Below are 14719 nucleotides of genomic sequence, written 5' to 3'. Positions count from 1 at the left end.
TGTCGGTCAGGGTGGCGGTCTTCTAACGTTCGCGGCGTGTAGTCTCATAATAAGACGCCTCATACAACAACACTGATATCTGGAGAACGCCATAATGACGTCGCTTACCCTCAAGCGTTTATCGCTATTTGCTCTGCCCCTGGCTGCTGTTGCCGGTTTAAACTCCGCCGCACAGGCGCAAGAGTGGACACCCGAACGCTCAATCGAATTCGTTGCCCCGGCTAACCCAGGTGGTGGTTGGGATACATTGGTTCGCACCATGTCGCGTGTAATTCAGCAAGAAGAGCTGGCCGACGAGAGCTTCGCTGCGATCAACGTACCTGGCGGCGGCGGTGCGGTAGCATGGGCCCAAGTCGCGCGGGATGAAGGCAACCCGCACAAGTTGTTTGCCACCAGCCCGCCGATGATTCTAGTGCCGCTGGCAGGCGCGTCTCGCTATGATCACACCGACTTTACCCCGGTCGCGCGAATTAACACCGACTACTCCATCATTCTTGTCGCAGCGGATTCCGAGTATCAGGATCTTGAAGACCTACTCAATGCGCTGAAAGAAGATCCCAGCTTAAGCGTTGGCGGTGGCAGTGCGCCAGGCTCTATGGATCATATCTCCATTGCAGGCCTTGCCTCAGCAGCGGGTATGGAAGCTTCGTCAGTGAACTACATTCCGTTCTCTGGTGGTGGCGACGCGATGACCAACCTGATGGGCGGCCACATCGAAGCCGTCGTGGGTGGCGCGGGTGAAGCGGTTGGTCAACTGGGTGAAGGCAGCCAATTGCGTGCCTTGGGTGTCTCTTCTGAAGAGCGTTTAGGCGCCGGTTTGAGCGAAGTACCCACCTATCAAGAACAGGGCTTCGACTACACCTTCGATATCTGGCGCGGCGTGATGGGCGCGCCTGATATGCCTGAAGAAGCCGTGGCTTATTACGAAGACCTGTTCGCTGAAATGCTGGAAACCGACGCATGGCGCGAAGCGAGTGATCAACTGGGCTGGATCGACGCTTACCAAGACAGCGAAGAATTCGGCGACTTCCTGGATCAGCAGCAAGAGCAGTTCAGCGACGTGCTGAGCGAGCTTGGCCTCCTGCGCCAGTAATCCTACCTGTATCGTCCAGCCGCCCAAAGGGCGGCTGGAAGTCTCCCGCGGTTAACAAAATGTGTTAACCGCGGGAGACGTGTTGGCTCCTTCGGAGAGACTCCTATGACTCGTTTAAATACCAATCAGTGGTTAGCACTGGTATTTGCGGTATTGGCTGCTGGCTATATCGCGATGGCGTGGCAAATCCCTATCTTTCCCTTGCCGCGTCCGGTCGACTCTGACCTATTTCCTAAAGTATTAGGCTTCTCGCTACTGATCCTGTCGGTGTTTCTGTTTTTCGAGAAACCCACTCCGATCGCCGGTGCCGATGAAGTCGACGAAGAGGCGCAAAATGGGCCGCTATTGCTGACGCCTTGGGCGCGGGTCATCGTGACCTCGCTGGCGATTGCCGCCTATGCGTTTCTGCTGGTACCGCTGGGCTTTGTGCTCGCTTCAACGCTGCTCTGCGTTGGGCTAACGGCCTACTATGGCTACCGCCGCCATGGAGTTAACCTTGCCACGTCGTTGGGGGTAGTGCTTGCACTCTACCTGACCATGACGCGGGTGATGGATGTTTATCTCCCCACTGGCGTGCTGCCTTTCTAAACAAAGCCGTGCTAGTAAGTTTTCCTGCTAGCAGATTTTTAAGAGAGTAATTCCCATGGATGCCTTCAATAATCTGATGTACGGCTTTGGCATCGCGCTTGAGCCTATCAATATTGCTTACGTGTTTGCCGGTGTATTTGCTGGCACCATTATTGGCATGCTGCCGGGCCTAGGTCCTATTAGTGCGCTTGCCCTGATGATTCCTATTACCTTTGCTATGGAACCTTCCTCGGGTTTGATTTTAATGGCAGGGGTTTACTACGGCGCCATCTTCGGTGGCTCCACGTCGTCGATTCTGCTTAACGCTCCCGGCGTGGCGGGTACCGTGGCAACGTCCTTTGATGGCTACCCAATGGCCAAAAAAGGCTTGGCGGGTAAAGCGCTGGCAATTGCCGCCTACTCCTCGTTTGTAGGCGGCACAGTATCGGTTATTTTCCTGATGCTGGTAGCGCCGCTGCTCTCCAAAGTCGCCGTGAGCTTTGGTCCTGCCGAGTACTTTGCGTTGATGGTACTGGGGTTAACGGCGGTGGTCTCACTGTCGGATAAATCGCTGATTAAAGGGCTAATTGCCGCCGTGGTCGGGGTGATTATCTCGATTATTGGTATCGACACGCAGACGGGTACCGAGCGTTTCACCTTCGGCTCTATTCAACTGCTAGACGGCATCGACTTCCTGGTGGTGGCCTTGGGTATTTTCGCCCTTGCCGAGGTCTTCTATATGCTGCTTCGCGGGGGTGGTGGTAAAGAGGCGCCCCGCAATGCGATTGGTTCATTGAAATTAACCCGTAGCGAAGTCAAAGAAATTGCTGGTCCGGTGGGCCGCAGCTCGGTGTTGGGCTTCTTCACCGGCGTACTGCCTGGTGCAGGCGCGACGATCGGCTCTTTCCTGGGCTACAGCATGGAAAAACGTATTGCCAAAGATGGCGACACTTTTGGAACCGGCAATATCAAAGGCGTGGCGGCACCAGAAGCAGCCAACAACGCTGCCTGTACCGGCTCATTCGTGCCACTGCTGACGCTGGGTGTACCGGGTTCGGGTACTACAGCGGTACTGCTGGGCGCACTACTGGTCATGGGCGTGAACCCTGGCCCGATGATGCTTACAGAGCGTCCAGACGTATTCTGGGGCGTGGTCGCCAGTATGTATATTGGTAATATCTTCCTGCTGGTGCTGAACCTGCCGTTGATCCCGATAATCGCCAAGATTCTTGATCTGCCCAAGCCGCTACTGCTGTCGCTGATTTTGATCTTCTGCATGATCGGCGTCTACGGCATGAGCTTCAGCGTGTTCGATCTGCTGCTGCTGCTCGCTTTTGGTCTGATTGGCCTGGGTATGCGTCTGTTCGGCTTCCCCGCGGCACCGCTGATTTTAGCGCTGATATTGGGCAATATCATGGAAGAATCCATGCGCCGCGCACTGCAGATCTCCGGTGGCGATTGGATGACCTTTATCGACAAGCCCATCTCGCTTGGCCTGCTGGTGGTGGCCGTGCTATCGCTAGGCTTGCCGTTGCTGAAGAAACGCCGTAAGAAAATCCCACCCGACGTGGCGGTTTAACGCTGCTGTTTAAGGGGGAATAGCGAGGAGCCTTGGTGATGATGCCAAGGCTCCTTTTTTTATTTCCGCTTTTGACTGATTACAAGTGTTTGGTCTCAAACACAGAGTAAGTGCTTAGTTGGTGCAACGGTACAGATGGGTGCATTGATAGGGTGCTTTAGCAGCGTTCATGCGCTTTATTTTGGTGCACAAAGTGAATATTGAGATTTTACGGCGGTTATTAAGTGGCTGATTAGATAGCTATAAAGAAACTTTGTGCCAATCTGGCGCATCCCTTGCAGATGTTAATGGCTAGTGGACGTATTGGGGAAGCTAACACAGCAACCCCAAGTGCGAAGCCAATCATCAAGCCCCGGTCATAACAAACCCCAGTCATAAGGGGTGCAAGGAGATTAACAATGAAGACTCTCAAACGCTCGACACATCCGCACTCACTCCTTTCAAGTGGACGTTTCGCGACCGCGATACTTACCGCCGCCATCATGGGTGCCAGTACCCAGGCCATCGCTCAAGACGATGACCCGATCAAAGTCGGTATCCTGCACTCCCTCTCTGGCACCATGGCGATCAGCGAAACTGTCCTTAAAGACACCGTCGAAATGCTTATCGAGCAGCAGAATGAAGCCGGTGGCCTGCTGGGCCGCCAGCTTGAAGCCGTGGTGGTGGATCCGGCCTCCAACTGGCCGCTGTTTGCCGAACGCGCCCGTGAGTTGCTGGCCCAGGAAGAGGTTGATGTCATCTTCGGCAACTGGACCTCGGTATCGCGTAAATCGGTACTGCCCGTCGTCGAGGAACTCAACGGCCTGCTGTTCTACCCGGTGCAGTATGAAGGCGAAGAGTCCTCTGAAAACGTCTTCTACACCGGCGCGGCGCCCAACCAGCAGGCGATTCCTGCGGTTGAATACCTAATCAACGAAGTGGGTATCGAGCGTTTTGCGCTGGTAGGTACCGACTATGTCTACCCGCGCACCACCAACCGTATCCTCGAAGCGTACCTAAAGGATGAGCACGGCATCGCGGACGAAGACATCATGGTCAACTACACGCCGTTCGGTCACTCCGATTGGCAGAACATCGTGGCCGAAATTCGCCGCTTCGGTGAAGAAGGCAAACCGACTGCGGTGATCTCGACCGTCAACGGCGACGCCAACGTGCCGTTTTACACCGAGCTTTCCAACCAGGGCATCGACGCGGCCGATATTCCGGTTATCGCCTTCTCGGTGGGTGAGCAAGAGCTGACCGGTATTGATACCGCGCCGCTAGTGGGTCACTTGGCCGCCTGGAACTACTTCATGAGCGTCGATAACGACGACAACTACGACTTTATCGATGCCTGGATCGAGTACACCGGCGACGATATGGCCGTCACCAACGACCCCATGGAAGCGCACTACATCGGCTTCAATATGTGGGCCGAAGCGGTTCGCAAAGCGGGCACGACGGATGTCGACACGGTGAAAGACGCCATTATCGGTGTCACCGTGCCGAACCTCTCCGGCGGCTATGCAGCCATGATGCCCAACCACCACATCACCAAGCCGGTGTTGATCGGTGAGATTCAGGACAATGGCCAGTTCGACATCGTGTGGCAAACGCCGTCTACCGTGGCGGGCGACGCCTGGTCTGACTACCTGCCTGGCTCGCGTGACCTGATTGCCGATTGGCGCAAGCCGATGGAATGCGGCAACTTCAACGTCGTGAACGGCTCGTGCGGTGGCAGCACCGCAGCAGAAGAAGCCGAAGCGGCATTGGCCGAGTAACGCGCTTTTTGAAATAACCCCTTGCTGCGTCGTTCACCACGACGCAGCAAGGAGCACGCTATCCTCCCTTTTCAGATAACCAAAGGAAGAACCCTATGAGGCGTTTCCTTTCCTTGGCGCTGTTGTGCTGCCTACTGCTGGGTATTTCTTTTGCCGGGCAGGCGCAAACGGACACCGCCAGTCGCACAACAAATGACGCCGCCGCGCTCGAGTTGCTAGAAGCGCTGGACGTTGAGTCCTACGCCGCCAAAGGCGAAGCCATTACCGCGATTTTACAAAGCGACGATGAGCGCGCCCGCGATTGGCTGCAGGCCTTATTGGATGGCCGCCTACAGCGCACCGAAGACGGCCGCTTTGTACTGGTATTGGAAAACCGCGGTCGCGACTGGCCGGTGGCCGACGTACTCACCGGCGAAGCGCTGGGCGAAATGTCCCGCCGCGAGCTCGACCGTATCGGTATTAACAACAACTTGCGCAATCAGTTGCGCAGTGCCATCGCTGTCGTTGACCTTTATTCACCTAACGTTGAGCGTCGCCGCACCTCGGCTGAGCGCTTGTTAGGGGAAGTCGACGGTGAGTTGGTGCCGACCCTCAACGATCTGATCGAACAAGAAGAAGACGACCAAGTGCGCTATCGGCTGACCCAGGCCGTAGCGATTTATCGTGCTGAAGAGGGCGAAATGGCTGGTGTTGAAGCACTAGACGGCAGCCTTCACCCTCGCTCTCGGGTGGCGTTAAGTCGGGCGGCCAACAGCGACGACCCGGTGGTCGCCAATGCAGCTGCGGCCTCTCTAACGGGCATTGAGCAGCAGCTCAAAATCAATCGTGGCCTGGAGACCCTCTATTTCGGTTTGAGCCTTGGCTCGGTGCTGGTGCTTGCCGCCATTGGCCTGGCGATCACCTTCGGCGTGATGGGCGTGATTAATATGGCCCACGGCGAGCTGATGATGCTGGGCGCCTATACCACCTGGGCGATGCAGCAACTGCTGCCCGGCCAGCCGGGTTTGGCGTTGATTCTGTCAATTCCGGCAGGCTTTATGGTTGCCGCCTTAGCAGGCGTGGCGATCGAGCGCGGCGTGATTCAGTTCCTCAAAGGCCGCCCACTGGAAACCCTGCTAGCCACCTTTGGTATCAGCCTGATTTTGCAGCAGTTGGTGCGCACGGTGATTTCTCCGCTCAACCGGACCGTCATCACCCCTGAGTGGATGAGCGGTTCATTGGTAGTGAACGATGCGCTGTCGCTGACGCTCAACCGCATGTACGTGCTTGGCTTTGCCCTGGTGGTGTTTGCCGGCCTGATGCTGATTATGCGCCGTACACGGCTGGGGTTGGAGGTGCGTGCTGTGACCCAGAACCGCGCCATGGCGCGCTCCATGGGCATTCGCGCGACTCGCGTGGATATCTTGACCTTTGCGCTGGGCTCCGGCGTGGCCGGGCTTGCCGGGGTGGCGCTCTCCCAGCTTACCAACGTCGGCCCTAACCTGGGGCAGAACTACATCATCGACTCCTTCATGGTGGTGGTGTTTGGTGGCGTGGGTAACCTGTGGGGCACGCTGGTGGCCGGGCTATCGCTGGGGGTCATCAACCAGGTGCTGGAACCCTGGGCAGGCGCGGTATTGGCCAAGATCATCGTGCTGGTCTTCATCATCCTATTCATTCAGAAACGCCCGCGTGGACTCTTCCCGCAGAAGGGCCGGGCTGCGGAGGGCTAAACGATGTCACTAACGACCGAATCATCGACGAATTTTTGGCTAACACGCCCACTCAGCGAGCGCTCGACACAGATCTTTTTGGGCGTGCTGGTCGCCGCGCTGGCGCTGGTCACTATCCTGCACGTGGCGATTCCGCCGGAGAATCCGCTGCATGTGGGCGCCTACACCGTCAACCTGTTCGGTAAGTACCTGAGTTATGCGTTGCTGGCCGTGGCGGTGGACTTGGTGTGGGGCTATCTGGGTATTTTAAGCCTCGGCCACGGCGCCTTTTTTGCCATTGGCGGTTACGCCATGGGCATGTACCTGATGCGCCAGATTGGGGATCGTGGCACCTACGGCCACCCGGTGCTGCCCGACTTTATGGTGTTCCTGAACTGGGACAGCCTGCCGTGGTTTTGGCACGGCTTCGATATGGCCTGGTTCGCCTTCATCATGGTGCTGCTGGCCCCCGGGCTACTGGCACTGGTATTCGGCTTCTTGGCGTTCCGCTCGCGGGTTACCGGGGTGTATCTGTCGATCATTACCCAGGCGCTGACCTTTGCCTTGATGCTGGCTTTCTTCCGCAACGAGATGGGCTTCGGCGGTAATAACGGCCTGACCGATTTCCGCGAAATCGTCGGCTTCGATTTACGCAGCGACGCCACACGCTTAGGGCTATTCCTGGCCACCGGCGTTGCGCTGGCGCTGGGGTATATCCTCTGCCGTGCGATCGTCACCAGCAAGCTGGGCCGGGTAAGCGTGGCTACCCGCGACGCCGAAGCGCGCACGCGCTTTCTCGGTTATAGGGTCGAGCGCTTTCAACTGTTTGTGTTTGTGGTCTCGGCTATGCTGGCAGGCCTGGCGGGAGCGCTTTACGTGCCGCAAGTGGGGATTATCAACCCCAGCGAATTCTCGCCGATTTTCTCCATCGAGATTGTGCTGTGGGTAGCGCTGGGCGGCCGCGCCACGCTATATGGCGCAGTGATTGGTGCCATTTTAGTCAACTACGCCAAAACCATCTTTACCGGCGTAATGCCTGATGCCTGGTTGTTTGCCCTGGGCGCGATGTTCGTACTGGTCACGGTGTTTCTGCCCAAGGGGGTGGCGGGGCTGTTTGGCTACCTCAAGCGTCGCAAGCGCGAGGATCAAACGACGGATCCTGACCATCAACACACGTCCAAGGAGGCCTCCGCATGAGCTTTCTGCAATCGCTGACACAGCGTGATCGGGTGTTCGATTTTATGGCGCCCCAAGCCTCGCCGGTGGACGTTCGCCATGGGCCGATTCTGTATATGGAAGATGTCACCGTTAGCTTTGATGGTTTTAAAGCCATCAATAACCTCAACCTAACCATCAACGACGGTGAGCTGCGCTGCATTATCGGCCCCAACGGAGCGGGCAAGACCACCATGATGGATATCATCACCGGCAAAACCCGCCCCACCAGCGGCAGTGTATGGTTCGGTAGCCGCCATAACCTGCTGCACATGAACGAGCCCGATATTGCCAGCCTGGGCATTGGCCGTAAGTTTCAAAAGCCCACGGTCTTCGAGGCGCTCTCGGTGTTTGAAAACCTGGAACTGGCCATGGCCGCGGACAAGCGGATTTTCCCCACCCTGACCGCCCGCATGACCGGCGAGATCAAAGACCGCATCGATGAAGTGCTGGAAACCACCGGCCTGACGGCACTGCGTCATCAGCCCGCGGGCATTCTTTCCCACGGCCAGAAGCAGTGGCTGGAGATCGGCATGCTGCTGATGCAGCGCCCGCGCCTACTGCTGGTGGATGAGCCGGTGGCGGGCATGACCGAACAGGAGATGGAGCGCACCGCCGAACTGCTCACCGGGTTGGCTGGCAAACAGTCTGTGGTGGTGGTCGAGCACGATATGGGCTTTGTACGCTCTATTGCTCGCCAGGTGACCGTACTGCACCAGGGCAGCGTGCTGGCGGAAGGCAGCATGGATCAAGTCTCCAACGACCCCAAAGTGATCGAGGTCTACCTGGGTGCTGATGACGAGGAGGCCGCCTAATGCTAGCCATTGAAAAGCTCAACCAGTTCTACGGCGAAAGCCACACCCTATGGGATTTGGATCTTGATGTGCCCGCCGGGCAGTGTACCTGCGTAATGGGGCGCAATGGCGTGGGTAAAACCACGCTGCTGAAAGCCGTAATGGGCGAGGTGGCAGTAAAAAGCGGCGAGCTGCGCTACGCCACCGAGGAAGGCGAGATCCAACTGACTAAAAAAGCCATTGAAGCGCGGTCGCGGTTGGGTATTGGCTACGTGCCCCAGGGGCGGCAGATATTTCCGCTGCTGACCGTGGAGGAGAACCTGCGCACCGGGCTAGCCGCCCGAAGCGATGGGCTGAAGAAAATCCCCGAGCGGGTCTACGAGCTGTTCCCCGTGCTTAAAGAGATGAAAAACCGCCGTGGCGGTGATTTATCCGGTGGGCAACAGCAGCAGCTGGCGATTGGCCGTGCGCTGGTCATCGAACCCAAGCTGCTGATTCTGGACGAACCGGGGGAGGGCATTCAGCCCAATATCGTCGCTCAAATTGGCCAAGTGATCCGTCAGTTGATTAATGAGGATGGCCTCACGGTACTACTGGTTGAGCAGAAGCTGCCTTTCGCCCGCAAATACGCCGACCGCTTTGTGATTATGGACCGCGGCCGACCGGTGGCCAAAGGTGAGATTAGCGAGCTTTCTAACGAGCTGATCAAGCAGCATCTGACGGTTTAACAAGCAGCACTTGACGAATTAAATAGTAAAGAATCGTGGTTCATAAGGAAGTGAGCTACGTTGCAATATACATTAGCTTGTCATTCTCAAAGACGTAATCAATGCGTAACAAGGTGTTATACCTAGTTAAAAAAACCTTTCTGTGTGCGTGTTGAAGGTTTTCGTTTACGTGTAATATGCCACGCTTAATTCTAAAAAAACCGGGTGGGGTGTGTATGCGTCATAAAGATAAAGACCAGCTTGCTGCTGAGTGGCAAGCGCTTTTAGAACGTACCCCTAAGCCGATGCGTCAAGCAGTAGAAACGCTGGTGGAATCTCAATGTCACACTTTTGCCGATCGTTTTTATTCGGTAATGATGGAAGATCCCCATGCATCGTTATTTCTCTCCAACGACTAAGTTCAGCAGCGCTTGAACCCCTCTATGCGCCGCTGGTTAAGCGCGATGTTTTCAGTGGAACATGCGGACTTTGAAGCCCTTGTTGATCTCCAGGAGAAAGTGGGACAAGTGCACGCCCGCATCGATATTCCTGTAAACCTGGTACTTAGCGGAGCAAGGCAACTTAAGCAGTCGCTTTATGAGCAGATCAATGCCTCTTTTAAAAGCCCTTTATCGCCAGGTGATGCCTCGGTTTATGTATCCGATCACATCGATATGGGCATGGAGATTATGAGTCACGCATACTCTGTAGCCAGCGACCGTAACGCACGCACCGAAGAAGCCTATAAGCTCTTTTCCTTGACCCAAAATATCGGTGACGAGCGTGAACGCCAGCGTTCAGCATTGCTAAGTTGGGAAAATGCGTTGATGTTTTCGGTTGCAGTGCAACAGAACGTTAGTCAACTACCTAAGCTTGCCAATTCCGAGTTTGGTTTGTGGTATTTCCATAAAGCCTGTCACGCATTTGAGGGTGCGCCAGAAATTATTACTATCTCAAGGAATATTCATCAGGTCGATAATGAATGGTTAGACGCCTTGGCCCAAAGCACTACAACCGAATCGATGAAAGCATTAAGTAATATTCGTGATGCAACACGCACTATATTAATGTTGTTAGAAGACGTGCTTAAACGTGCCTCTAGTTTAGAAGCTGGGCGCGATAGTTTGACTCGGCTACTTAACCGCAAGTTTCTATCCGTGGTGCTTAGCAGAGAAATTGAACTAGCTCGCCACTCTGAGAAGTGCTTTGCGTTGCTCATGGTTGATATCGATCATTTTAAGTCGATCAATGATAACTATGGTCATGATGCCGGCGACAACGTACTTCAACAGGTAGCGAGTATCTTAGACCGTTCCACTCGCGGGGGAGATTATGTATTCCGAATGGGAGGAGAAGAATTCCTGATCATACTGGTTGATACCGACCAAGACGGTAGTCGGCTATTTGCTGAACGCTTGCGCCAAACGGTAGCAAAGGAGCCAATGCTTGCCGCAGCAGATACGTTAATTAAGGTGACTGTTAGTGTAGGGGTCACTATGCACGATGGCTATCCTGACTACCAGCGCTCTATGCAGCGGGCTGACCAAGCCCTTTACCAAGCGAAACGCAGTGGTCGTGACCGAGTCGTGGTGCAAATGGGTTAAGCCCCGTGGAATGCTTTAATTGTCAATCGCGTACTTGGGTTGTCGATTAGGCTCGGCACTCTTTCCTGTTATTTACTTTGCTTCTATCTTACTTAATGACAACTCTTTCATAACATCAAAGAGGTAGGGCTTTTAAGTGCTTGTTTGTGGTGCATGTTGCTTTATTTTTGCTCTATTTTGGTGCTTTAGAAGAGAGAGATACGGACCACTCTCCGTATCTTGACTCTGTATAACGGTCGCAGAACTTAGCCTTTCACCATTTTGGCGCATTAATTGCACTGCTTAGCTAACGGCTTACTGACAGGAAGCGATAGCTAATTATGATGCTATGCGATATCGCAAAATCTCCCCTTGCCTCCGGCCACCGCTTTGATCACGGCCGCCACTGGGCGGCATCGCTAGATCTGCGGTTTGCCCAGCGCGATGGCGTTACCCGCATGGTGCAGGCGCGCCACCAGGGCCCGCTGCGGGTGCAGCGGCCGTTCTATCCGGAAGGCCGCAGTGAGGCGTGCCATGTGTACGTGCTTCACCCACCGGGCGGTTTGGTCAGCGGCGATGCGCTCACTATTAACGCGCATGTCGAGCGAGGTGCCCATGCGCTACTCACAACGCCTGCCGCCAATAAACTCTATAAAGCCGACAGCCAGGGCGTGGCGTGGACCCAGCACACCCGGTTAAGCGTTGAAGATGGTGCCACCCTGGAGTGGCTGCCCCAGGAGACCATCGCCTTCGATGGCTCGAAAGGCGAGCAGCGCACCCATATCGAGCTGCACGGCAGTGCCCGCTGCTTGGGCTGGGAAGTGATGGCACTGGGCCGCCCGGCCAGCGACTTACCCTATGTTTCCGGACGCATTGAGCAGCACTTCCGCTTATCCCTGGATGGCAAGCCGCTGTGGCTAGAGCGCCAACCGCTAGACCCACTCCACCCACGCTTTGTTGGGCGCTGGGGGCAGGGTGGAGCCACGGTGCAGGCCACCCTCTGGTCGGTAGGCATTGATGACTCGCCTGCGGCTATCGAGGCTCTACGTGAAGCGCTGCCGGATAACCCGCGCTGGGCGGTGACCGTCCGCCATGGTGTGCTGCTACTACGCTACTTGGGTAACTCGCGTAATGAAGCCTGGGCATTATGCGAGCAGGCTTGGCAACTTTTGCGCCCCCTTTGGATTGAGCGAGACGCCCACACACCGCGTATTTGGTTAACCTAATCGAATAGATTGCTGGAGAAACGCCCCATGGAATTAACCCCAAGAGATAAAGACAAGCTGCTGCTGTTCTCTGCCGCCCAACTGGCGGAGCGCCGCAAAGCGCGTGGTTTAAAGCTCAACTACCCCGAAGCAGTGGCGCTGATCAGCTTCGAGATCATGGAAGGCGCCCGGGATGGCCGCAGTGTAGCCGACCTGATGAGCTATGGTCGTGAGATTCTCAGCCGTGACGATGTGATGGAGGGCGTGGCTGACATGGTCGACGAAGTGCAGGTCGAAGCCACCTTCCCGGACGGCACCAAGCTGGTCACTGTCCACACACCTATCAACTAATTTTCAGCAACCAGGAGGCTGCCATGGTTCCCGGCCCAATGATTCCAGGACAGTATCAATTAAAAGAGGGTGATATCGAGCTGTGTGCTGGGCGTGAGCGAATTAGTGTCGAAGTGGCCAATACCGGCGACCGCCCAATCCAGATCGGCTCTCACTACCACTTCGCCGAAGCCAACCCGGCGCTGGTGTTCGATCGCAACAAAACCCGAGGCTTTCGCCTGGACGTGGCCGCAGGCACGGCGATTCGCTTTGAGCCCGGCCAGACCCGCGAAGTTACGTTGATTCCCTACGTCGGCAAGCGCGAAATTTACGGCTTCCGGGGTGATGTCATGGGCGCGCTACTCTCTAACGCGCCCGATGCCGCGCGAAATGAACAAAAACCAGGCGAAGCGGGAGGTCTGTCATGAAGCCTGCCAACAAGATCAGCCGACAAGCCTACGCCGAAATGTACGGCCCCACAGTGGGCGACCGCGTGCGCCTGGGCGATACCGAGCTGTGGATCGAAGTCGAGAAAGACGCCGCCCACTACGGCGATGAAGTGAAGTTCGGCGGTGGTAAAGTGATCCGCGACGGCATGGGCCAAAGCCAGCGCGCCGACGACACGGTCATGGATACGGTCATCACCAATGCGCTGATTCTCGACTGGTGGGGCATCGTCAAAGCTGATGTGGGCATTCAGAAAGGTCGCATCGCCGCGATTGGCAAGGCGGGCAACCCCGACGTACAGCCTGATGTGGAGATCGTGATTGGTCCCGGCACCGAAATCATTTCCGGCGAAGGCAAAATCCTGACCGCGGGAGGCATCGATTCCCATATCCACTTCATTTGCCCCCAGCAGGTCGAAGAAGCGCTGATGAGTGGGGTGACCACCATGCTCGGCGGCGGCACCGGCCCAGCCACTGGCACCAACGCCACCACCTGCACACCAGGTCCCTGGCATATCGGCAAAATGCTCCAGGCGGTGGACGATATGCCGATGAATATCGGCTTCCTGGGCAAGGGTAACGCCAGCCTGCCCGAATCCCTGGAGCTTCAGCTCCAAGCGGGTGCTATGGGCCTCAAACTGCACGAAGACTGGGGCACCACACCTGCCTCGATCAATAACTGTCTCAACGTGGCGGATGCCTACGACGTGCAGGTGGCGATCCATACCGACACGCTAAATGAATCAGGCTTTGTGGAAGACACCCTGGCCGCGTTCAAAGAACGCTGCATTCACACTTACCACACCGAAGGCGCAGGCGGCGGCCACGCGCCGGATATTCTCACCGCCTGCTCAAAAGCCTATGTATTGCCGTCGTCCACCAATCCGACGCGGCCCTATACGGTCAACACTATCGACGAACACCTCGACATGCTGATGGTGTGCCACCACCTAGACCCGAATATCCCCGAAGACGTCGCCTTCGCCGACTCACGCATCCGCCGCGAAACCATCGCCGCCGAGGATATCCTCCACGACCTGGGTGTGATTTCGATGATCGCCTCTGACTCTCAGGCCATGGGGCGGGTAGGCGAAGTGGTCTGCCGCACTTGGCAAACCGCCCACAAAATGAAGGTGCAACGTGGCCTGCTGCCGGAAGATGAAGCCCTGGGCGCTGATAATCTGCGCGCCAAGCGCTATATCGCCAAGTACACCATTAACCCGGCGATCACCCACGGTATCGCCCACGAAGTGGGCTCCATCGAAGTCGGCAAACTGGCGGATCTAGTGCTATGGAAACCGGCCTTCTTTGGCGTGAAGCCGGCGATGATGATTAAAGGCGGTATGATCGCAGCGGCGCCCATGGGCGACCCCAATGCTTCGATTCCCACGCCGCAGCCGGTTCACTACAGGTACATGTTTGGCGCCTTTGGCCGCGCCGCGAGCCAAACCCGGCTCAGTTTTGTCAGCCAGGCCGCGCTGGATGGGGGCATCAAAGAGACACTGGGATTAAATAGCCAACTCGCGGCGTGTAAAAATGTACGCCAAGTGCGCAAACAGGATATGAAGCTCAATGATGCCTGCCCCGATTTGACCGTCGACCCGCAAACCTACGAAGTGCGCTGCGATGGTGAAATTTTAACCTGCGAGCCCGCCACCGAGCTGCCGCTGGCTCAGCGATATCATTTGTTTTGATTGAGCCATTATCCGGGGAGCCGGGGGTAGGCCTACGAGAGGGCGCTGTGAATAC

At 56.3% G+C, this 14719-nt stretch carries 14 protein-coding genes; all 14 read left to right on the top strand.

Annotation, left to right across the window (positions count from 1 at the left end; all coding sequences use genetic code 11):
• Positions 1 to 94: 94 nt before the first annotated feature.
• The gene (locus ACW44H_RS18220; protein ID WP_113270508.1) at positions 95 to 1093 is read left to right on the top strand and encodes a Bug family tripartite tricarboxylate transporter substrate binding protein; all 999 of its coding nucleotides are present in this window, start codon (positions 95 to 97) and stop codon (positions 1091 to 1093) included.
• 105 nt (positions 1094 to 1198) lie between these two features.
• Positions 1199 to 1681, top strand: coding sequence for a tripartite tricarboxylate transporter TctB family protein (locus tag ACW44H_RS18215; RefSeq protein ID WP_113270509.1), 483 nt, complete (start codon positions 1199 to 1201; stop codon positions 1679 to 1681).
• A gap of 55 nt (positions 1682 to 1736) precedes the next feature.
• Positions 1737 to 3239 carry a tripartite tricarboxylate transporter permease gene (locus tag ACW44H_RS18210; RefSeq protein WP_113270510.1) on the top strand — a complete coding sequence of 501 codons (1503 nt, stop codon included), beginning with the start codon at positions 1737 to 1739 and terminating at the stop codon, positions 3237 to 3239.
• 398 nt (positions 3240 to 3637) lie between these two features.
• Positions 3638 to 4999 (top strand): urea ABC transporter substrate-binding protein, encoded by a 1362-nt coding sequence (urtA, locus tag ACW44H_RS18205; RefSeq protein WP_457505920.1) that lies wholly within the window; start codon positions 3638 to 3640, stop codon positions 4997 to 4999.
• Between the two features lie 95 nt (positions 5000 to 5094).
• Positions 5095 to 6711 carry an urea ABC transporter permease subunit UrtB gene (gene urtB / locus ACW44H_RS18200; protein WP_457505919.1) on the top strand — a complete coding sequence of 539 codons (1617 nt, stop codon included), beginning with the start codon at positions 5095 to 5097 and terminating at the stop codon, positions 6709 to 6711.
• Positions 6712 to 6714: 3 nt separating this feature from the next.
• The gene (gene urtC / locus ACW44H_RS18195) at positions 6715 to 7887 is read left to right on the top strand and encodes an urea ABC transporter permease subunit UrtC (protein WP_457505918.1); all 1173 of its coding nucleotides are present in this window, start codon (positions 6715 to 6717) and stop codon (positions 7885 to 7887) included.
• Positions 7884 to 8720 carry an urea ABC transporter ATP-binding protein UrtD gene (gene urtD, locus ACW44H_RS18190; RefSeq protein WP_457505917.1) on the top strand — a complete coding sequence of 279 codons (837 nt, stop codon included), beginning with the start codon at positions 7884 to 7886 and terminating at the stop codon, positions 8718 to 8720. Before urtC ends, urtD begins: the two co-directional genes overlap by 4 nt.
• A complete protein-coding gene (gene urtE, locus ACW44H_RS18185) occupies positions 8720 to 9427 on the top strand; it encodes an urea ABC transporter ATP-binding subunit UrtE (protein ID WP_457505916.1) in 708 nt (235 codons plus the stop codon). Before urtD ends, urtE begins: the two co-directional genes overlap by 1 nt.
• Before the next feature lie 215 nt (positions 9428 to 9642).
• A complete protein-coding gene (locus tag ACW44H_RS18180) occupies positions 9643 to 9825 on the top strand; it encodes a hypothetical protein (RefSeq protein WP_457505915.1) in 183 nt (60 codons plus the stop codon).
• Positions 9826 to 9849: 24 nt separating this feature from the next.
• A complete protein-coding gene (locus tag ACW44H_RS18175) occupies positions 9850 to 11010 on the top strand; it encodes a GGDEF domain-containing protein (RefSeq protein WP_457505914.1) in 1161 nt (386 codons plus the stop codon).
• A gap of 320 nt (positions 11011 to 11330) precedes the next feature.
• On the top strand, positions 11331 to 12215 hold the full coding sequence (locus tag ACW44H_RS18170; protein ID WP_457505913.1) for an urease accessory protein UreD: 885 nt from the start codon (positions 11331 to 11333) through the stop codon (positions 12213 to 12215).
• Positions 12216 to 12242: 27 nt separating this feature from the next.
• The gene (ureA, locus tag ACW44H_RS18165; protein ID WP_298968613.1) at positions 12243 to 12545 is read left to right on the top strand and encodes an urease subunit gamma; all 303 of its coding nucleotides are present in this window, start codon (positions 12243 to 12245) and stop codon (positions 12543 to 12545) included.
• A 38-nt stretch (positions 12546 to 12583) separates the two neighbouring features.
• On the top strand, positions 12584 to 12952 hold the full coding sequence (locus ACW44H_RS18160; RefSeq protein WP_457509085.1) for an urease subunit beta: 369 nt from the start codon (positions 12584 to 12586) through the stop codon (positions 12950 to 12952).
• Entirely contained in the window at positions 12949 to 14664 is a 1716-nt protein-coding gene (ureC, locus tag ACW44H_RS18155) for an urease subunit alpha (RefSeq protein ID WP_457505912.1), read from the top strand. The genes ACW44H_RS18160 and ureC overlap by 4 nt, the downstream gene beginning before the upstream one ends.
• Positions 14665 to 14719 lie beyond the last annotated feature (55 nt).

The sequence above is a fragment of the Vreelandella sulfidaeris Esulfide1 genome, assembly GCF_054072535.1.
The sequence above is the reverse complement of the archived record's forward strand: the minus strand, read 5'-3'. Positions and strand labels throughout refer to the sequence as shown.

Bases quoted from the DNA above. Each gene is read 5' to 3' on its own strand.
- ACW44H_RS18220 (WP_113270508.1), top strand. From the start codon at position 95: ATGACGTCGCTTACCCTCAAGCGTTTATCGCTATTTGCTCTGCCCCTG.
- ACW44H_RS18215 (WP_113270509.1), top strand. From the start codon at position 1,199: ATGACTCGTTTAAATACCAATCAGTGGTTAGCACTGGTATTTGCGGTA.
- ACW44H_RS18210 (WP_113270510.1), top strand. From the start codon at position 1,737: ATGGATGCCTTCAATAATCTGATGTACGGCTTTGGCATCGCGCTTGAG.
- urtA (WP_457505920.1), top strand. From the start codon at position 3,638: ATGAAGACTCTCAAACGCTCGACACATCCGCACTCACTCCTTTCAAGT.
- urtB (WP_457505919.1), top strand. From the start codon at position 5,095: ATGAGGCGTTTCCTTTCCTTGGCGCTGTTGTGCTGCCTACTGCTGGGT.
- urtC (WP_457505918.1), top strand. From the start codon at position 6,715: ATGTCACTAACGACCGAATCATCGACGAATTTTTGGCTAACACGCCCA.
- urtD (WP_457505917.1), top strand. From the start codon at position 7,884: ATGAGCTTTCTGCAATCGCTGACACAGCGTGATCGGGTGTTCGATTTT.
- urtE (WP_457505916.1), top strand. From the start codon at position 8,720: ATGCTAGCCATTGAAAAGCTCAACCAGTTCTACGGCGAAAGCCACACC.
- ACW44H_RS18180 (WP_457505915.1), top strand. From the start codon at position 9,643: ATGCGTCATAAAGATAAAGACCAGCTTGCTGCTGAGTGGCAAGCGCTT.
- ACW44H_RS18175 (WP_457505914.1), top strand. From the start codon at position 9,850: ATGCGCCGCTGGTTAAGCGCGATGTTTTCAGTGGAACATGCGGACTTT.
- ACW44H_RS18170 (WP_457505913.1), top strand. From the start codon at position 11,331: ATGATGCTATGCGATATCGCAAAATCTCCCCTTGCCTCCGGCCACCGC.
- ureA (WP_298968613.1), top strand. From the start codon at position 12,243: ATGGAATTAACCCCAAGAGATAAAGACAAGCTGCTGCTGTTCTCTGCC.
- ACW44H_RS18160 (WP_457509085.1), top strand. From the start codon at position 12,584: ATGATTCCAGGACAGTATCAATTAAAAGAGGGTGATATCGAGCTGTGT.
- ureC (WP_457505912.1), top strand. From the start codon at position 12,949: ATGAAGCCTGCCAACAAGATCAGCCGACAAGCCTACGCCGAAATGTAC.